The sequence below is a fragment of the Spirulina sp. CCY15215 genome (genome assembly GCF_016888125.1).
Classification (GTDB): Bacteria; Cyanobacteriota; Cyanobacteriia; order Cyanobacteriales; family Spirulinaceae; genus CCY15215.
The window spans coordinates 1-18,801 of record NZ_JACSWA010000397.1; the positions used below are offsets into that span (position 1 = coordinate 1).

15 protein-coding genes and 2 pseudogenes are annotated in these 18,801 nt (G+C 41.0%); 8 read left to right on the plus strand and 9 right to left on the minus strand.

Going from position 1 to position 18,801, the window contains the following annotated elements; genetic code table 11:
- A partial coding sequence (locus JUI58_RS11310) for a Uma2 family endonuclease (protein ID WP_204103893.1) occupies window positions 1-343 on the minus strand: 343 nt, incomplete at its 3' end.
- A gap of 180 nt (window positions 344-523) precedes the next feature.
- Between JUI58_RS11310 and JUI58_RS11315 the strand changes: the two genes are divergently transcribed.
- The 4 genes from JUI58_RS11315 to JUI58_RS11330 all read left to right on the plus strand — a co-directional run bounded on the left by JUI58_RS11315 (window position 524) and on the right by JUI58_RS11330 (window position 5,408).
- Window positions 524-1,453 carry an aspartate/glutamate racemase family protein gene (locus tag JUI58_RS11315; RefSeq protein ID WP_204103894.1) on the plus strand — a complete coding sequence of 310 codons (930 nt, stop codon included), beginning with the start codon at window positions 524-526 and terminating at the stop codon, window positions 1,451-1,453.
- A gap of 226 nt (window positions 1,454-1,679) precedes the next feature.
- Window positions 1,680-2,627, plus strand: a complete 948-nt coding sequence (locus JUI58_RS11320) for a DMT family transporter (protein ID WP_204103895.1) — start codon at window positions 1,680-1,682, stop codon at window positions 2,625-2,627.
- Window positions 2,628-2,709: 82 nt separating this feature from the next.
- Entirely contained in the window at window positions 2,710-4,776 is a 2,067-nt protein-coding gene (locus tag JUI58_RS11325; protein ID WP_204103896.1) for a prolyl oligopeptidase family serine peptidase, read from the plus strand.
- A 44-nt stretch (window positions 4,777-4,820) separates the two neighbouring features.
- Window positions 4,821-5,408 carry a Uma2 family endonuclease gene (locus tag JUI58_RS11330; RefSeq protein ID WP_204103897.1) on the plus strand — a complete coding sequence of 196 codons (588 nt, stop codon included), beginning with the start codon at window positions 4,821-4,823 and terminating at the stop codon, window positions 5,406-5,408.
- Window positions 5,409-5,414: 6 nt separating this feature from the next.
- Here JUI58_RS11330 and JUI58_RS11335 read toward each other — a convergent pair whose 3' ends face one another.
- The 3 genes and pseudogenes from JUI58_RS11335 to JUI58_RS11345 all read right to left on the minus strand — a co-directional run bounded on the left by JUI58_RS11335 (window position 5,415) and on the right by JUI58_RS11345 (window position 10,234).
- On the minus strand, window positions 5,415-8,477 hold the full coding sequence (locus tag JUI58_RS11335) for a UPF0182 family protein (protein ID WP_204103898.1): 3,063 nt from the start codon (window positions 8,475-8,477) through the stop codon (window positions 5,415-5,417).
- Window positions 8,478-8,563: 86 nt separating this feature from the next.
- A pseudogene (locus JUI58_RS11340) lies at window positions 8,564-9,298 on the minus strand (BMC domain-containing protein); the annotation flags it as partial.
- Between the two features lie 177 nt (window positions 9,299-9,475).
- Window positions 9,476-10,234: an ATP-binding cassette domain-containing protein gene (locus JUI58_RS11345; RefSeq protein ID WP_204103899.1), complete on the minus strand. Its 759-nt coding sequence runs from the start codon at window positions 10,232-10,234 to the stop codon at window positions 9,476-9,478.
- A 272-nt stretch (window positions 10,235-10,506) separates the two neighbouring features.
- Here JUI58_RS11345 and JUI58_RS11350 point away from each other — a divergent pair, with 272 nt between their 5' ends.
- From JUI58_RS11350 to JUI58_RS11365, 4 genes are all read left to right on the plus strand, one after another.
- The gene (locus JUI58_RS11350) at window positions 10,507-11,493 is read left to right on the plus strand and encodes a DMT family transporter (protein WP_204103900.1); all 987 of its coding nucleotides are present in this window, start codon (window positions 10,507-10,509) and stop codon (window positions 11,491-11,493) included.
- A gap of 37 nt (window positions 11,494-11,530) precedes the next feature.
- A complete protein-coding gene (locus JUI58_RS11355; RefSeq protein WP_204103901.1) occupies window positions 11,531-12,535 on the plus strand; it encodes a YheC/YheD family protein in 1,005 nt (334 codons plus the stop codon).
- 126 nt (window positions 12,536-12,661) lie between these two features.
- A complete protein-coding gene (locus JUI58_RS11360) occupies window positions 12,662-13,222 on the plus strand; it encodes a GNAT family N-acetyltransferase (RefSeq protein WP_204103902.1) in 561 nt (186 codons plus the stop codon).
- Window positions 13,223-13,279: 57 nt separating this feature from the next.
- Window positions 13,280-14,029, plus strand: a complete 750-nt coding sequence (locus JUI58_RS11365; protein ID WP_204103903.1) for a cysteine dioxygenase family protein — start codon at window positions 13,280-13,282, stop codon at window positions 14,027-14,029.
- A gap of 5 nt (window positions 14,030-14,034) precedes the next feature.
- Here the strand turns inward: JUI58_RS11365 and JUI58_RS27715 are convergent, their stop codons facing one another.
- The 5 genes and pseudogenes from JUI58_RS27715 to JUI58_RS11385 all read right to left on the minus strand — a co-directional run bounded on the left by JUI58_RS27715 (window position 14,035) and on the right by JUI58_RS11385 (window position 18,742).
- Window positions 14,035-14,991: a flippase-like domain-containing protein gene (locus JUI58_RS27715; protein WP_348539879.1), complete on the minus strand. Its 957-nt coding sequence runs from the start codon at window positions 14,989-14,991 to the stop codon at window positions 14,035-14,037.
- 12 nt (window positions 14,992-15,003) lie between these two features.
- Window positions 15,004-16,656, minus strand: a pseudogene (locus tag JUI58_RS27720) (phosphatidylglycerol lysyltransferase domain-containing protein); the annotation flags it as partial.
- A 4-nt stretch (window positions 16,657-16,660) separates the two neighbouring features.
- Entirely contained in the window at window positions 16,661-16,843 is a 183-nt protein-coding gene (locus tag JUI58_RS27725) for an AI-2E family transporter (RefSeq protein ID WP_204103904.1), read from the minus strand.
- A gap of 40 nt (window positions 16,844-16,883) precedes the next feature.
- A complete protein-coding gene (locus JUI58_RS11380; RefSeq protein ID WP_204103905.1) occupies window positions 16,884-18,329 on the minus strand; it encodes a glycoside hydrolase family 13 protein in 1,446 nt (481 codons plus the stop codon).
- A gap of 230 nt (window positions 18,330-18,559) precedes the next feature.
- Window positions 18,560-18,742 carry a hypothetical protein gene (locus tag JUI58_RS11385; RefSeq protein WP_204103906.1) on the minus strand — a complete coding sequence of 61 codons (183 nt, stop codon included), beginning with the start codon at window positions 18,740-18,742 and terminating at the stop codon, window positions 18,560-18,562.
- Window positions 18,743-18,801: the final 59 nt, after the last annotated feature.

Genomic DNA, 18,801 nt, shown 5'->3' on the forward strand with positions numbered 1-18,801 from the left:
AAAAAGGCGGGGTTTCATTTAAGCGAATAACTGCTTCTCGATCCTGCAAATCTTGCCATTGTTCTTGATGAATTATTGTAACATCAGGAATGCGAACAGTATCAGTGCGATCGCCTCGAGGAGATTGAACACCCACTTCCCCTCGAAGTGTAATCCATTCTCTTGATAAGCGGTCATTTTCTGTATCATACGTTCTTTCTAGGAACTTTGCGATCGTACCGTGTCGTCCGCTAGGAAGTGCCATTTTTACTAATTCTCCATTAACTAATTCATAGCGAGTGTCTGTGCCATCGTCATAGTTGAGATATTCTTTAAGAATCAGTTTTTGGGTTGCTATTGTCATGGCTTTGGAATAATTGAAAGGGTCACTGCTATTATATTATTCTTTTTTGTAGAATGAAATAGCCCTAGTGCAACTATCGCTACTTTGCCAATCATAACAATAGCGCTATAATGATGAGTAGTTAGTGAGGGAATAGTAAGCAGTGCCTATATCTCTTTATCCTTATCTTCAAGCAAAAAAATGTATTTGTTTCATAATGAGAGACAAGCCTCTAGCATTCTTAGAAATTATCACCAAAAACTGGAAGCGATTGCTCGCGATCGACAACAACAAGATAGAATGATTAGCGATCGAGATTATCCAACAGAAGTGTTAATTCTTCGACCTCAACAAACCCAAGGATTACCCTTAGTTTTATTGGGTGGGATGGGACCGATCGCAGGTTTGGAAGGATTTAAACAAGCAATTGCTTTATGTGGCAATTCCAGAGAAATTATTTTATTTCAAGCCTGTTTTCTTCCGGATCGAACAATTCCCATTCAACAAAACAGTAATTCTCTTAAATGCGAACTCATAATGCTCTTAAAAATAGCAATTGAGAGGGCAGTTAAGATGGTCAGTTCTCCACATCAACCGATAGACATAATCGTTTTATGTAATAGCGCTCATTATTTTTTACATCGAGTCTGGAAACAACTTAAAGAACATTCTCCCACTATCGCTCAACAATTACAACATTATTCTTTGGTTGAGTCTACTTGCCAATATTTACAAGAACAAAATTTACGCTATCCTCTTATTTTAGGCACCGAGGGAGTCCGTTTAGGAAAAGTCTATTCTCAACCTTTAGAAAGTAGAGGGATTGCTTACAGCGAACCGAATCAATTATTACAAAATGCTTTGATGGATTGTATTTATTGTGGAGTGAAAGCACTCAATCGAGAACTGGCCTGTGAATTGGGAAAACAATTGCTACCCAAATTATTATCAAATCAAGGGAATATTGATTGCATTATTGCAGGATGTACAGAGATCGTTTATTTACTTCAATGGATTAAAGAAGATGGCGATCGAGAAATGATTAAAATGATAAATTCTTTGAACGTAATCGATCCAGTAAATTTAGCTTTACAGAGAACAATAAAAGAAAATCAGCCTAAAAAGTTATAGAGAACAGTGAAGTGTTAACCCAAAATAAAGATTTTTATTAAGATTATCGCGATATTATATAATGGCATAGAGCGAAAGCAATATCTAAGAATAGAGCAAACGCATCTAGTTTGGTATGAATTGTAACTGCAAAAAATATACTTATTCTACTGCGTCCTGAAATCAAACCCCGAAAATAGTTAATTAGTTCTATTTTACTCTAATATCTAAAAATACAAATTTTGCCATGATAGACCAATTGAATGTACAACAAAAAGCTATCACCCAAGCTAATTTTCTTGCTTTATTTTATTTGATCGTTGCTTGCTTGATTCTATCCACGGCTCCTATTGGTGTGAGATGGAGCGAACAAGAAATAAGCCCGATCGCGACGGTATTTATGCGTTTTTTATTTGCAACACTTGTTTTTGGAGTGGGAAATAGTTGGGATTTTATCCGAGCAAAAGAAACGAGCGATCGCCCAACAAATTATAAAATTTACTCTCTAAGAATATTATTACTTCTTCTCGGTGCGGGAATGTGTTCGACTGCCAATCAAATATTTTGGGCATGGTCTCTCGTGCAAACAAAGATTGGTATCTCTTCACTGATGCACAGTTTAACTCCATTATTTACAACTCTATTCGCTTGGTTATTTTTAAAGCGAAGTTTTGATCGTCAATTTCTCATGGGTATGGCGATCGCCATTGGCGGTTCGATCGCCATTGGAATTAGCGATATGCAGATGGCTACAATTCAATTGCAAGGAGATCTTTTCGCTTTATTGTCATCAATATTCTTCGGTGGGTATTTATTAATAGTAGAACAACTGCGCGTGCATCTAAGCGTTAGCAATATTCTTTTTTGGCGTTGCTTATTTTGTATTTTCTTATTACTACCCATTCTTTTGCTAAAAGGAGATCGTATTATTCCTTACTCTTGGTCGGGATGGTGGGCAGTTTTCTTTCTCGTTCTTGTTTTTGTTATCGGTCATGGAATGCTAACCAATATTCTCAAAATCTTTTCATCCAGCATTATAGCAGTCGCCTATCTACTAGAACCTTTCGGAAGTTCTCTACAAGCGTGGGTTTTTTTTGCGGAAAAATTGAGTATTGTAGAATGGATAGGCTTTGCGATCGTGATTTTTGGGGTTTATGTTGCTGTATCTAGTCCAAATCCAGAGATTAGCGAATAAATCCCCCATTATATCTCGATTCTAATAGTGATTAGACGAGCCTACACGAAACAAACAACCCCTTCTTATTTTCTCTTTTACTATGACTGACAGCCCTCAATCTTTTTCCTATCCTGTTACTCGTCAAGATGACCAAATTGATGTCTATCACGGCATTGAAGTCAAAGACCCCTATCGCTGGTTAGAAGACCCGAATACAGAAGAAACTCAAGCATGGATTGAAGCACAAAATCAAGTAACTTTACCGTATTTAAAAAATATTCCTGGACGAGAAAAAATCAAAGATCGGGTCACACAACTCTGGAATTATGAAAAATATAGCAGCCCTTGGAAAAAAGGCGATCGCTATTTTTATGCTAAAAATGATGGCTTGCAAAACCAAAATGTTATTTACACCTTAAAAACATTAGAAGACACCCCAGAAGTCTTACTCGATCCCAATCAATTTTCTGAAGATGGCACCGTTGCTTTATCAGGTCTTTCTATCAGTGAAAATGGAGAATTTGCTGCCTATAGTATCTCGCGATCGGGTTCAGATTGGCAAGAATGGAAAATTAAAAATATTGCAACGAAGGAAGATTTACCCGATCTTCTCAAATGGGTTAAATTTTCCGGTGCGTGGTGGACAAATGATTCCCAAGGATTCTTTTATAGTCGCTATGATGAACCCAACGAAAAAACAAAATTTGAAGACATTAATTATTTCCAAAAACTCTACTATCATCACCTTGGGACAGAACAATCAGAAGACACTCTTATCTATCATCGTCCCGATCGCAAAGAATGGGGATTTAGTGCCGATGTCACAGAAGATGGTCGTTATTTAATTATTCATATTCGCTTGGGTACCGATCCGCGCAATTTAATTTTTTACAAGGATTTAGAAGACCCAGAAGGAGAAGTTATCGAACTTATTTCTGAGTTTGAAGCGAATTACAATTTTGTTGATAATGAAGGTTCTATTTTCTGGTTGAGTACCGATCTTGATGCCCCTCGAGGTCGTTTAATTGCGATCGATATTAACGATCCAGAAAAGAAGAATTGGCGAGAAATTATTCCTGAAAGTTCGGAAACTTTACAATCTGTTGGAATTTTAGGCGATCGCTTTATTATAGACTATCTTCAAGACGCTTATACAGCCATTAAAATTTTCACCCTTGAGGGACAATTTATCCGCGAGGTTGAATTACCCGGAATTGGTTCAACAAGAGGCTTTATCGGTAAAAAAGAGGACACAGAAACCTTTTATGCTTTCACCAGTTTTACAACACCCACAACAGTTTATCATTACGATATCGTAACAGGAAAAAGCACGCTATTTCGTAAGCCCAAAGTTGATTTTAATTCCGATGAATATGTGGTCGAACAAGTTTTTTACCCCAGTAAAGATGGCACAAAAATCCCCATGTTCTTAACTTACAAAAAAGGAATAAAACAAGATAAAAATAATCCTACCTATTTGTATGGTTATGGCGGTTTTAATGTTTCTCTCACTCCTAGTTTTTCTATTGCTAATTTGATCTGGATGGAGATGGGGGGAATTTATGCGATGCCTAACTTACGCGGGGGTGGCGAATATGGAGAAGAATGGCATCAAGCAGGAATGAAATTAAACAAACAAAATGTTTTTGATGACTTTATTTCTGCCGCAGAATGGCTTATTTCCCATCAATATACCTCAACTGAAAAACTCGCTATTGGTGGAGGCAGTAATGGGGGTTTATTGGTAGGTGCCTGCATGACTCAGCGACCCGATTTATTTGCAGCAGCATTACCCGCAGTAGGAGTAATGGATATGTTACGTTTTCCCGAATTTACCATTGGTTGGGCGTGGTGTTCGGATTATGGTTCGCCAGAAAATGAGGAGGAATTTAAAGCATTATATGCCTATTCTCCCCTACACAATTTAAAATCGGGAACGAATTATCCTGCCACTTTAATTACTACTGCCGATCGCGACGATCGCGTGGTTCCTGCCCATAGTTTCAAATTTGCTGCCGCTTTGCAAGCATCCCATATTGGCGATCGCCCAGTGTTGATTCGTATTGAAACTAAAGCGGGACATGGTGCCGGAAAACCTACCACTAAAATCATTGAAGAAATAAGCGATCGCTGGGCATTTTTAAAGTCAATTTTACAGAGAGAATAGAGATTGATTATAATTAATTTAACGATCCATGTACCATTTTAGCCATGATTGCTACTCTTCCCGATCGCCAAACAGAAGCCAGTTTTGAACCCATTTTAATCGCGGAATTGACTTGGCGAGAATTTAAAGCAGTCGAACAACTCATCGATCGCCCTGGGGTTCGACTGTCCTTTTTGGATGGAGTCTTGGAGATTCGCAAAATGCCCAGTAAAATATATGAAACGATCAAAGAACGTATCGGTGCTTTATTAGAGATTTATCTAGAATTCTTGGATTTAGATTTTACACCAACAGGATCGATGACTTTAGAAAGTGAGTCGGGACAAGTTAAACGAGAAGGGGATGAATCTTATGAACTGGGACCCGATCGAGAACAACCCGATCTAGTCATTGAAGTTGTTGTCACCAGTGGGGGAATTGATAAACTGGAGGCTTATAAACGGTTGAATATTCCTGAAGTTTGGTTTTGGATCGGCGATCGCTTATTATTGTATAGCTTGCAGAATGAGGGTTATGAAGCGACATCTCAATCGCAACTTTTACCGAACTTGGATGTTAACTTATTCCAAAGCTGTATCGCAATGGAAAATCATCGGCGATCGCTGAGACAATTTCGAGATGAGATAAAATAATTTCTCTCAATTTTCAGGTGTAATTCCTTCTAATAAGCGTTCGTTCAATTCATCTAACGATCGAATAATGGCTTCATTCGTTTCTTCTGGCGATCGCGGTTTAAAGAGTTCTTGAAAAGCCGAATCCAAGGTATTTGCCATCACAATTGTGTTGTCATAGACGGCAATAACTCGCGCTAAAGTAGGAACGCTGTTTTGTTCTGCTTCTAAATATAAAGGTTCAATATACAAGAGGGAGTTTTCAATGGGAATCACCAATAAATTACCTTGACTAACACGGGATCCTTGGGTATTCCAAAGAGAAATTTGCTGAGAAATTGTTGGATCTTGGTTAATTAAAGCCTCAATTTGACTGACACCAAATACTAACTTTTGTTTGGGGAACTGATATAATAATAATTTACCATAGCGATCGCCATCAGAACGTGCTGCCAACCAAGCAATTAAATTAGGACGGGCCCGAGGAGAATAAGGATGAAGTAAAATAAACTCTTCTTCTTCTTCCTCGGGTAAACGCATAATTAAATGATAGGGTTGTACGGGTAGTAATTCTTCCCCATAAATTTCTTGAGGAATTTGCCATTGATCCTCGCGATTATAAAATACTTTAATATCTGTCATGTGGTAGGTTAAAAGCTGTTCGGATTGAATACTAAAAAAGTCCGTTGGATAGCGAATATGTTCGAGTAAACTGGCTGGCATTTCTTCGAGAGAGTTGAAGAGATCCGGGAGGATTTTTTGCCATGTTTGAATAATCGGATCGTCGGGGTTGGAAATGTAAAAATTAACCCTCCCGTTATAGGCATCAATGACAACTTTAACTGGGTTGCGAATATAATTAAATTCTCGTTTTCCTGGGTCGGAATAGGGATAGCGATCGCTGGTTGTATAGGCATCGACGATCCAATATAAATAGTTTCCAACTCTTGCAGATTCAGGCTCTTGAGTGTCAGCATTGACTAAATAAGGATCGCTATCGTAACGTAAAAATGGAGCAATTGTACGGATTCTACGATTAATATTGCGGCGAAAAAGAACTTTGGTGTCTGGGGTGAAATTTTGCGTAAATAGCATTTGCCAATCTTTAAGATATTCCGCAAAAATCAAACGCTTCCAGAAGGAACTCAAGGAAATTCCGGCAATCCCATCATAAGTATTTTGAGCATTATCTTGACCGCTAGGAAAATCTAGTTCCTGTACTCTTGTTGAGGTCATAATATAAGTATCGCTCAATTCTCCAAAGTAAATTCTCGGTTTACCAATGGGAATACTTCCCCGAATGATTTCATCCGCTAAACGAAGGGTTCCTCCTTCTTCTTTGGTGGCGATATCTTGGACAAAATAGACAGGTAAACCCCCTTTCGCTACTTTGTTAACCGGAGACAATGTAAAGCCGTAACCGTGAGTATAAACGAGATGCTTATTCACCCAAGTTTTAGCAACTTCTGGGACTTGTTTATAGTCTAATTCTCGAGCAGAAATCAAAACTTGTTGTTTTTGCGTTAATTGTTTTTGAGATTGCCCTTTCTGGCGAATTTGCATATTATAGCGATCGATATCGGCATCTTGAAAGCTATAATAAAGGCGAATTTCTTGTAATTGGCGGTTGGCTTCCAGGAGGGGACGAGTATCCCAGAGGCGAATATTTTCGAGGGTTAAATGATTGTTTTGTAATGTTTCCAGACTGAGATTATTTTGAGGATCGAAAGTTCTCGCATCGATGCGATCGAGGGCAAATGCGGCACGAGTTTCGGCAATATTATGTTGTAGGTAAGGGGTTTCTCTTTCTAGTTCGTTTGGCTGTACATTAAGGGACTGGACGACATTTCCAGCTATTTCTCCAGAAAGGAAAATGACGAGGTAAAGAACTAGCAAAATGACCGTGAGAGGATGACGTATTTTGGTATGTCTGCGATCGCGTTGGAGATGATAAATACCGCGATAAAATAACCAGACGGCGATCGCCCCTGCCATTAGACCGGAAATAACTTCTACGGGGAGTTGCACGTGGAGATCCGTATAACTGGCACCATAGGTTACACCGCGAGTAGAATAAACTAATTTTATAACGGAGAGGGCGTGATAGAAAACCAGGGACAGCATGACTAACCCCCCCAAGATATCAATGTGGCGTAATTGTTGCTGGGAAAATCCAGGGAAACGACCTTGAGAGAGACTATCTCCAGACAGAAAATAAGTGAGGGAGCAAGCCGCCCAACCGTAGAGAAATAATCCACCTAACCAAAAATAGAGGAGTTCCCAAAAGGGCAAGCGAAAGAGATAAAAACTAACATCGAGATGATAAAGCGGATCTTGATGGTTAAAGGGGGTTGCAGCGAAAAATTCAAGGATTCTTGTCCAGTTTCCGGCTAGGGTGAAGCCAAAAAGAAGACTGAGAAGGACGGCGATCGCAACACTATAAAAGCTGTCGGCAAATAAAAACAAGAGTACCGAGGCAGCGATAACAATCCATTGTAGATGAATGCCCCAGCCTTGACCCAGACTTTCACTGAGAATCTTTCCGACAGCAGTGAGATCGAAAGGGGGCGGTAAAGGCGGGGTAACTTTTGCTAGGGTGAAATTGGGCTGCCAATAATTGAGGGCAATCTTGCTATAGTGAAGGACAATTAAGCCCGCTAAACTGCCCAAACTCAGTACCGATAAAAAGAGCCAGTTTAAAGACAGGGCAGCCCTTTCGGGAATGGGAGGAGAAGTATGGGGGACGATCGCCGTTTGGCGACTTTGCACAATTGATTCTGTCAGGGAGAGAGAAAGGGAAGATGCTATTTTCTGGCGCTTGCGCTGACGGCGATCGATACTATCGGGAGGGGGCGGATGTTTCAGCTTGTGGGCGAGGCGTAAATTGGCCAATAAAAAAATCGACGAAGTACCCGTGGCGATCGCCCACAAACTGGCTTGAGTTTGAAAACGAATTAGAAAGGCGGGAAGATAGCCCAATTCCTCAAACCAAAGCACTTCGACAAGGAAATGAGCAACGATATCGAATAGCAACCACGCGCCTAAAATACAGAGTATGATTTTAAAAAATAATTGAATTTGCTTGCTCATGTTTGTTCACCGATCGCTGAAACTAATGAATTTTTGGCGCGATGATTATTACGATAAACAGGGAAATATATGGTTATGTAATTAAATTACTCTAAAAATTCTTCGATCTCTTCTCTTTTTTTCAATCGAAGCGGCATTTTTTCCAACTCTGGAAGTGCAAGAGTTTCGCGCTGTTTCTGTCGGTCTGACTTGGGCATTAATAACGGTAGAGGATCGGGTTTTTCTAGCCAATATTCTGCCACGGGAAGAGTATGTTCTAAATCTTCTAATGGTCTGGGAATTACCATCACAGCACTAAATTCGCCAATTCTTTCTGCTTCGTACATTCCCACTTCTACCGCTACAGCAACATTAGCCACGGTTCCCCGCACGATCGCGGTACATAAACCATCACCAATGGTTTCATAACCTGCCAATTGAATATCGGCTGCTTTTAACATGGCATCCGAAGCACCTACCATCGCTGGAAAGCCTCGCGTTTCCAGCAAACCTAGGGATTGATTACTCAGACGGCTGTAACCGCGTTGTTCTTGTGCTTCTTCAATTAAGTGAGTACCTATGGGAAAGATCGCTTCTAGATTGGGGAGAGGACGGGGAAGCACCATTTTGCTGACCAGTTGTCCAAATTGTTCGGCGGTTTTCGCCCCTTCTTCCACCGCAAGGCGCACGTCAGCCGTTTTGCCGCGCACGATCGCAGTACAATAGCCACTGCCGATTTTTTCGTATCCCACCAAAATTACCCCTGCGGATTTTAGCATCATATCTGCTGTGCCGACGATCGCGGGGAAACTGCGAGTACAGACTAACCCAAGGGCGCTTTCCATCATAACTCGCTTGCGGGTTGCGGAATGGGGTCTAGAGGTTTGGTTGACCAAGCGAGTTTTAATTTCTATTTCAGACATGGGTTTTCTCTTCTAATGTTCTCGGAGTGCTTCTCTTCTCCCCCTTTATTCTAGGATAGTTTATTGGCCAGAAAATGGCTTTTTCTTTTTTTGCCCTTAACTTTCCCATTCTTCAACAATTTGTTTTTCGCGATCGCGTAATTCTTGCCCTAATTTACTCCAGTCAAGGCTATCTGTTGCAGTATCCTGAATTAATTGCCCTTGTTGGAGGTAAAGAATGCGATCGCCGAATTCTTGTGCCAATTCTAATTGATGATTGGCCATAATAATAGTCATTTTTTCATCTTCGCTGAGTTCCCTTAAAATAGTCAAAAGATAAGCCGCTTTGCCTACATCTAAAGCGGAGGTTGGTTCGTCGAGTAAGAGGATTTTTGGTTCTAAAATTAAAGCGCGAGTGATGGCGACTAATTGGCGCTGTCCTAGGGAGAGTTGGAGTTCATTGCGATCGCGCCATTCTTCCGGAATTCGCATTCGTCTGCACCATTTTTCAACTCTTTCTTTTATTTCTCCTTTGGGAATTTTTTGTAAAACGAGAGGATAAGCTAATGCTGCTTCCACCTGCATTCCTAATAGCTTGGGTTCTTGTAAAACTAAAACAATTTCTCGCCGTAACTGTAAAATAGGTAGCGTAGAAAATAAAGAAGTATTGAAGAAAATTTTACCCAATACCGGCTCCTCGAGGCGGTTGAGTAATCTTAAAAGCGTCGTTTTTCCTGACCCAGAAGCACCAATGAGAGCAACGCGATCGCTTTTATCGATCTCAAAACTAAGATCTTGTAATAAATATTCTGAACCTAAAGAAGCGGTAAAGCTGACTTGTTGTAGTTGTAAGATAGGAGTTGCGCGATCGTGCATAAGAAATTGTCCCTAAGTAATCCGAATCAGGGGAGAAATTTTGAAGATGTCTTTTTTAATACTATTGTATTGTTTTTAGTGGTAAATAATGTCTTTATTGGATTCTACCATGCAAATGACCAATACTGAGAGCGTTCTTGAGAGTATTAATCATAAATTTTAAGGTTCTCCTAAGATTTGCTATGTAACAATATTAAAAATACTCAGGAAAAGGCAATAGTACAATATTTCTTCTTTTCTCATTCTCTTTTTATTCTTTTTCTATTTTCTTTATGCTTCAATCTGCACTCAGTCACGCTAATCCAAAATTACTGCTGGTTACTTCTCGTGCCTTGGCCGCATTGCGTCCTTCTTTAATTGCTTTTTTGATTGCCAATGCGACCCGTTTAAGCGGTGGGATGAAAACACCGATTTCCTTCTGTAATGTTTTATTTGTGGGCAACCTTTGCGCGGCTTTAGCAGTAGTGATGTGGTTTGGACTTAAACCTATTATACAGGACTTGCGATCGCTAGATACTAAGACTTGGATCGGACTCTCGATCAATGGTTGTTTGGCTGCCTTACTCTCAACACTCATATTTTTAGGTTTAAGAGATACTACCGTTACCAATGCCGTTTTACTAGGACGTTTTGGACCCGTTATTTATGCTTTGATCGGGGCGATCGTATTGAAAAAGAAAATACTTAAATGGGAATGGGTTGGTTTTTCATTTATTATTATCGGCATTTTAGCAATTGTTTTAATTAGCAACAATTTTCAGATTAATCAAGGGGATTTGCTGATTCTGGGTTCGACATTATGTTATGCAGCAACATCCCTTATCGGCAAACTAATGCTCTCAAAAAGCCATAATTTAAGAGTTATTGTTTTCAGCCGTAATTTTATCTCTTCTGTTGTTTTTTTGATTGTCGTTAGTATTTTATTTGGCCCTAGTCATTTCTCGGAAGCATTCTCAGGACAGCTTTGGATTGCTATGTCAATCTATGCAGTGATTATCATCGTACTTGCTCAATTTATGTGGTATTTTGCCCTTGAAAAACTAGACTCTAAAACTATCGGAAAATGGACGGTATTATCTCCTGTCTTTGGAGTTACTTTTGCCTTTATACTCAATGGAGAGCGACCATCCTGGGTACAAGTTATTGCTTTTACTATCATTATGTCTGGCGTTTTGATTACCAATTTAAGTAAGCAAATTAAATCCCTGCCGACAGCAGAAATGGCGGTTGCAGGAGAAAGCAGCAGTATGGCAAGCTAAGGCTATTTTCTATTCTTTTTTAACCCCTCAAAAAATTATGAAAATTCTGGCAATTTGCGATCCAACAAGATACGATCGCCCTCCTCTAGATGTCCCTACTTTTTATCAGTATCTTGCCCAAAAAACAGAGATCGACTTTTTTCATATTCCCAGCGATCGCGTTTTTGCCAATCCTCCTGAGTCCCCTTTAATTCAAGTGACTCCTGTTACCGGAATGCTATCCTACGAAAGATTTTTAGAGTTAGGAAATTTTGCTGATTTCCCCATCTCTTTGCAGGAAATAGACCTGATTTTTTGTCGAACATTAAAACCTTTTCCTTCGGGTTATTTGCGTCAACTACAAAACTGGGAAAAATTTGTTAAGTTTGTCAATAGTCCAACCGGAAAACAAGAGCAAATTCAAGCTGATTTTTTACTGAAAGTTGCTGAGGCATTTATTCCCGATACTATTGTTACCGCAGATTGGCAAGAAGCCCTCGAGTTTTTCACGAAATACAATATTATTGTGGCTAAACAAGTTAATAGTTGTGGGGGGCGAGGTATTTTTAAAATTGAGTATCTTGAGGGCAAGTTTCAGGTTGATAACTTTTTAACAGGAGTGCGAGAGTTTACCCTCTTTTCTGAGGTTATGAATTATCTGCAACAATCTCAAAATGACCCATTAATTTTCATGCGCTATTTAACCCGCGTCGATGCAGGAGATAAGCGCATTGTTGTTGTGGATGGAGAAATTTATGGTGCCTATATTCGTCGCTCTGCAAGCGGACATTGGATTAATAATGTTAGTAAAGATGGAGAATGTTTTTTGGCAGAAATTACCTCGGAGGAAAAAGAAGCGATCGCAGAAACAGTAGATGCTTATCGCGATCGAGGACTGCATACTCTCGGTTATGATTTTCTCATGGATGAAGCAGGAAAATGGCGCATTAGTGAAATTAATGCGGGCAATATTGGTGGTTTTGCTCGTTTAGAATTGTTAACAAGTCAACCGATTATGGAGCGATTATTAACATGGTTAGTTAAGTTTGCCCAACGTCCTTAATAAGACCTTAATATTACCCTGAGAGTAAGCTGAAAATAACCTGTATTTTTTCCTCGGAATCGTTACTCTTTTTTTCAGGTTTTTGGCATACTATTTAATTATTGGTGAAATTCAACTTTTTTGCCCATGAGGATGACTTTAGAAGCTACTCCCAGAGAAACTGATGCAATTTTGATTCGCCCTTACAATGCTTGCGATTTTACCGCGATCGCTTCTATCTATAATGAGTCGATCGCAGCTAAAAATACCACAATGGATTGTGAGTTTTTTAGTGCGGACAAAATTCGCTTGCAGGTTGAAAAATTTAGCGATCGCGAGACGATTTTAGTTGCTCAAAAAGGCGATCGCACTATCGGCTGGGGTATTATTAAACGCTATAGCGATCGCCAAGGCTATCGAGTTTGTTGCGAAACTTCTATCTATCTTTCTCTCGCTGAAACGGGGAAAGGATACGGGAAAAAACTACAAACTATTCTATTACAGCAAGTCAAGGAATTTGGCTACCATCACATTGTTGCTAAAATTCTGGCTTGCAATCAAAAAAGTATTACTTTTCACCAATACTTCGGTTTTGAGTTAGTGGGAATTCAAAAAGAAATTGGCTATCTGAATGGCTGTTGGCATGATATGGCAATTCTACAGTTAATTTTCCCAGATATTCCTCCTCATCTTCCCGATCTTGCCTAAATAGCGAACAATTTTTCATTAATATTCCTTAATAATTAATAACAGGATTTTTCTCTCATGATTCAAGTCGCTAGTTTCCCCAAAACTCAGATTTTGCCCGCTTCTCTTCAATCTCTAATCCATCGCATTCAGAGTCAAATCCAACTAACTCCTAAGACAATTCGAGATTGCCTTCTTACTGCTAATATTAATCCTCAAGATTTACTGCCTTGGGCAGATTTTGAACATCCTATGGCTGACTGTTATGGTCGTAATTTAGTTTACGATGGTGGTTTTTTTGAAATTATGGTAATGTCTTGGCGCGATCGCGATTATAGTGCTATTCACGATCACGGTGCGACAGAATGGGGTGCGGTGCAATGTTTCGGCCCCGCAGAGCATTATACTTATCAGTTAGAGGAGGGGATTTTATCGACTCTGGAAAGATGCGATTTTGTCCCAGGAGAAGTGAAGTTAGTCGATCGCAGTCTCATTCATCAAATGGGCAATTTAAGCGGGGAATGTTTCCTCAGTTTGCACGTTTATGGTTTCAATTTACCAGAGGGGACTATTACAGGCAATGCGCGACTTTTTGACCTTTGGGAGGGCTGCATTCAACACACCGATGGGGGAGTCTTTTTCGGCTTACCCGAGGCACAAATTAACGATCGCATCTATGGGTTACAAGGCGATCACAAAACAACTTTGCGTCATCATCAGCAAATGCGCGATCGCTTGTTACAAATTTTAGCAGTGCGATCGGATTCTCAATTAACTTTAAAATTGGCAGCTTTAGAAAAGGCGATCGCATTTCTAATCTCAAATTAAATCTGCTACGATCGCCGTTTGTGCCGTTTCAATTCATACAGTGCGAAAAGGATCGTCCCCAGAAAAAGGGGCAGGAAATAGTAGATAATTCGATAAACTAACAGAGCCTCCAGCAGTTTTTCGGTGGCGATGGGCGGTGAAAGCAGTAAAATGAGTACGGTTTCAAAAACCCCTAGTCCTCCTGGAACATTACTGAGAATGCCAGCAAGTTGTGCTAGGACATAAACACTGAAAAATCTCCAGAATAAAAGTGAGTTAGCAGGGAGTAGCAACACATAAAGTACGGCGGCGGCTAAAATCCAGTCACAGGAAGTTACAGCGATCTGTCCAAGGGAGAGGGGTAGGGGAAGATGAGGCAGTACCCATTGTTTAATTCGCAGCGATCGCCGTCCTTTGGCACTCCAGATCAGATAGCCGGCGATCGTCAGGAGAAAGATGTACCCCACCGGATGAATAGAATCAAAGGGTAAACGTATCTGTTTCGGTATCTTTAGGGGTTCAACCGAAAAAGTAATCCCTCCCACGGCAAACAAGCCAATCCAAAAGCTAATATTACAGAAGGTAATAATTTGAGCAATTTTCCCAGCAGAGAAACCCCAAGCGCTATAGAAACGGTAGCGAATGGCACTCCCACTCAGCAAAGCAAAGCCAATACTGTTACTTAGAGCGTAGCTGATGACGGAGACTAAGGCGACTTTACGATAGGGTAAAGACTCACCCACATAGCGAGTGGCCAGCACATCGTAACCCGTCAGCAGAATATAGTTCACTACTGTTAGTGCTAGAGCAAAAAACAACCCTGGTACAGAAATCCCTTGCAAGCTATTGAGAATTTCTTGAGGCTTTGATTTCTCTAATTCTTGACCGATCGCCAGAAGAGAGAGGCCAAATAACATTAGACTGATAACAATGGGCAGGATTTTTGAGAACTTTTTAAAGCCATTGGCAAAAGTATTACTCAAAAACTGAGTCCCAAAATAATCTCCTAAGCGATCGTCAGAGTCAGCACGGACTAAAGCGACGACAATATTCGGGAGTGCCGCTAGTTCGGGATAAACGAGATAGCGAGATTCCCATTCGGGATGAAACTTATCTTTGTAAGCACGAAGTCCTTGAAAATTATAAAATTGGCTAAGATGTGCGTAGAGATAGTGCATTCCTTTTTCCAGCCGTGTTGCTTCCCCAGTTTTCCCAACCCCAGAGAGTGCCGCTAAACCGAGATTAAAACTTTCGTATCCCCGTGCTTGGAAGTGTTGCAACATGGAGATAAAGAGAAAATCCATTGTACCTTGTTCTATATTGGCCTGATGGCGCATGAGGTCGAGGGTCGCTTCGGGAATTTGGTATTCTGGGATAGTATTGGCAAAAGCAACCGGATTTCCCGCTTTGTTGTGTACGACGGCGACATCGGACTCTCTTAAGTAATTATAATCAAACCAGCCCAAGGAAAACTTTTTTTCCGATCCTTGCATAGATGCAAGCCATTGCTCGCTGATGCCTTGTAATTCTTGCAGTAAGGAATCGGCGATCGGGGGGGCATAATATTCTACACGGTAGCCCTGTTTGGTGAACTTATTCACGGCGGTACGGAGATGCTTGCCCGCTTTGCCCTCTAAGGTAAAGGTTTTCAGATTAACAACGGCTTCCTCGCCAATTTTCAGGGCTTTAAAGCCGAGACTGCGGTAGATTTCCAGATCGTCTGGTAGGGTTTGATAAAAGGCGGGTTGCCAGTCATTGCGATCGCAAAATTGCTGAAATCCCCAAATGGCCTCTTGGCGATCGCCCATTGGACCGATGGGGTCGCCGAGAGCGATCGCCCCTCGTCCTTTGGGTACATAGGCGATCGCGGTTTGTCCCGAGGGGCTAAAGTAATAGGACTTATCCGGTAACAAAGCCAAGCGAGCCAAGGAAGAATGACCGTAGCGCTCAATAATTTCAGTTGCTTTCCGGCGCTCATCCTCCGTGGCTGCATCGCGAAAGATGACCGGACGCAGTAACATCCAGAGGGCGTAGGTAAGGGTGACTCCCCCCATGAGGTAAATGGAATCGGCAAAATAGGCACCAAAGCGCGTGGTGGCCTGTAACCCAGCATTATCCTCCGTCAGAAATAGGGCGAGGGTTTGGGTCAATGCAGCCGGTAAACTAAACTGGGTGGAATAGTGGCGATCGAGGAGAAAAAAACCGAGGCTCCCATAGGCGAGGGTAAATATAAGCGCCCCCAGCATGACCCGAATTCCTTGCATGATGGAGGGGCGATCGGATTGGGCCGTAAAAACCCGTCGCATCCACCACAACTGCCCCAATAGCAGCATTGAGAGCAAACTTTCTTCAAGATCCAGCCCTTTGATCAGGTGGCTGAGGATGGATATCCCCAAGAGGATCGTGGCTAACAGCCAGGCTAAACGCTTGCGACGGAGTAAATTATTGGCTAGGTTAAGTAAGCCAAACCCCGTTAGGGCGGCGAAAAAATGCCCTCCCGCACGAATCTCAAAAGGATAAAGATCTCTAAGCCAGTCGATGCGGGTGGGTAAACTGGGCAGGACGGCGGATAATAAGTTAATAATGCCGACGATCGCGGTTAATAAGGCGATCGCCTGAAGTCCGAGTTTGGTGCGTCGATCGAGCATGATCTTAAGATTTTCTCCTGCTGGGGTTTTCTCGGCTCGATTCTGCTTTAGGGTTATCCCATAGGGTTTTGATGACGCTGGCAAGGGGTACTGCGATCACCAACCCAAGAATACCCGCCAGTTTCGCGCCAATTAAGAGAGATACGAGGATAATAATAGGATTCAATCCGGTAAAACTGCCGATCAATTGTGGCGCGATCGCGTTTTCTACTAATTCATCTTATACACTAACCTAAGATACAACCTTGTCTTGAAGGTAAATTTAAAGTTAAAGTTAATGTATTATTCTCACCTCTAATTATTTTTGCATCCCCATAAATCAGTTGATAATTGGTTTTTTCAACGTCTAGGTTAACTGAGGCTGATTCTGAGCCAGAATTAACCAAGACCAGTAATTCAGAATCTTCCCCAGTTCGTTTAAATCCGTAAACCATTTTTTCTGCCAAAATAGTCTCATAAGTTCCTGTTTGTAAAGCGGGATATTGATGGCGCAAAGCGATTAATTCTTTGTGAAATTTTAATAAGTCTTGATGCCAATCTTTTTCCTCGGGAAAACCCCAGCGATTATCCGGATCGATGCCTCCTGTTAAGCCAATTTCATCTCCATAAAAAATACAAGGCGCACCAGGAAACGTAAATAATAGCAATGTCGCTAATTTTAAACTGTCAATATCTTCCCCAGCAATGCTTAATAATCGTGCTGTATCGTGACTATCGAGAAGGTTGAGTTGGGCGAGGTGAATTTCCCAGTCATAAAGCGCAAATAATTCCTTAATTTTATGAGCATATTCCGTCGCATCGATCGCCGGAGTGGGATAATATTCAGAGTTATTTAATAGCTCTTTATCGACGCGATCGCCCGCCGTAAATGCAATAGTAGGGACGGCAAATAAGTAATTCATCACCGCATCAAATTGCGTCCCATCGAGCCATTTTCGGGCATCAATCCAAACTTCTCCCACAATATAAGCCTCGGGATTAATGGCTTTAACGCGATCGCGAAACTCTTGCCAAAATCCAGGGGTTTCTACCTCTGCGGGGACATCCAAACGCCAGCCATCAATCCCTTGCTGTAGCCAATATTCTCCCACCTGCATGATATATTCTCGCACATCGGGATTATCGTGATTGAATTGGGGTAAAGAGCGATTATCGACCCAACTTTTATAATTTGCAGGCTTACTGCCATCATAAGCTGAAAGCGGCCAACCTTCGACTTTAAACCAATCTAACCAGGGGGATTTATCTCCATGTTCGAGAATATCATTAAAAAAGAAAAAGCCTCGGCTGGCATGATTGAAAACACCATCAAGAACAATTTTGATATTGCGATCGCGGGTTGCTTCTCTAAGGGCAGTAAAGGCTTCATTTCCCCCTAACATCGGGTCAATTTTATAGTAATCGTGAGGGTGATAGCGGTGATTGCTTGCAGATTGAAAAATAGGGGTAAAATAGAGAGCATTAATGCCTAAATCTTGCAAATAATCGAGACGTTCAATAACTCCCCATAGATCGCCCCCTTTATAACCATCTAATGTTGGTTTTGCTTGCCAAGGTTGCAGGATAGGATTAAACTTTTGCTTAGAGGTGTTGTTTTTCCCCTTGGCAAAGCGATCGGGAAAAATTTGGTAGAAAACTGCATTTTTGACCCAATCCGGTGTTTTAATACTCATTATTTTTGATATTTTGATAATTTTCACAATCAAAGCAGAAAATCATAAACGATCCTTTATTTTTTCCGCAATGATAAAAGTAGTTTGACTCTAATTTCCTTTATCGAATATGCCCATATTTTTGGCTTTTTCTAAGGATTTAAACATCAGGAAAACTAACTCCTAATTCCTTAATTAACTCATTAACATTCTGGAAATGATGGATTCATTCTCGGGTTGCGAGTATCGGTTCACTCGGGAAAAACTTCGGCAGCTTCTTCAACCAATTCATCTAATTCTTCTAATGCTTGGTTGACATCGAGCCGCAGGGTTCCTAAGTCCGGCTGTTCGAGTAAATTGAGCAAGAACTCCCGTTTGCCTTTAACTGCTTCAATCCGTTCTTTTAGGGTTTGTTTGTCTATTACTTCAGTCATTGCGATCGCTCCAGTGGATTTGCTAAACTTAAACAGTTTCCCATCTTAACCGATTCCCC

Bases quoted from the DNA above. Each gene is read 5' to 3' on its own strand.
- JUI58_RS11315 (WP_204103894.1), top strand. From the start codon at position 524: ATGTATTTGTTTCATAATGAGAGACAAGCCTCTAGCATTCTTAGAAAT.
- JUI58_RS11320 (WP_204103895.1), top strand. From the start codon at position 1,680: ATGATAGACCAATTGAATGTACAACAAAAAGCTATCACCCAAGCTAAT.
- JUI58_RS11325 (WP_204103896.1), top strand. From the start codon at position 2,710: ATGACTGACAGCCCTCAATCTTTTTCCTATCCTGTTACTCGTCAAGAT.
- JUI58_RS11330 (WP_204103897.1), top strand. From the start codon at position 4,821: ATGATTGCTACTCTTCCCGATCGCCAAACAGAAGCCAGTTTTGAACCC.
- JUI58_RS11335 (WP_204103898.1), bottom strand. From the start codon at position 8,477: ATGAGCAAGCAAATTCAATTATTTTTTAAAATCATACTCTGTATTTTA.
- JUI58_RS11345 (WP_204103899.1), bottom strand. From the start codon at position 10,234: ATGCACGATCGCGCAACTCCTATCTTACAACTACAACAAGTCAGCTTT.
- JUI58_RS11350 (WP_204103900.1), top strand. From the start codon at position 10,507: ATGCTTCAATCTGCACTCAGTCACGCTAATCCAAAATTACTGCTGGTT.
- JUI58_RS11355 (WP_204103901.1), top strand. From the start codon at position 11,531: ATGAAAATTCTGGCAATTTGCGATCCAACAAGATACGATCGCCCTCCT.
- JUI58_RS11360 (WP_204103902.1), top strand. From the start codon at position 12,662: ATGAGGATGACTTTAGAAGCTACTCCCAGAGAAACTGATGCAATTTTG.
- JUI58_RS11365 (WP_204103903.1), top strand. From the start codon at position 13,280: ATGATTCAAGTCGCTAGTTTCCCCAAAACTCAGATTTTGCCCGCTTCT.
- JUI58_RS11380 (WP_204103905.1), bottom strand. From the start codon at position 18,329: ATGAGTATTAAAACACCGGATTGGGTCAAAAATGCAGTTTTCTACCAA.
- JUI58_RS11385 (WP_204103906.1), bottom strand. From the start codon at position 18,742: ATGACTGAAGTAATAGACAAACAAACCCTAAAAGAACGGATTGAAGCA.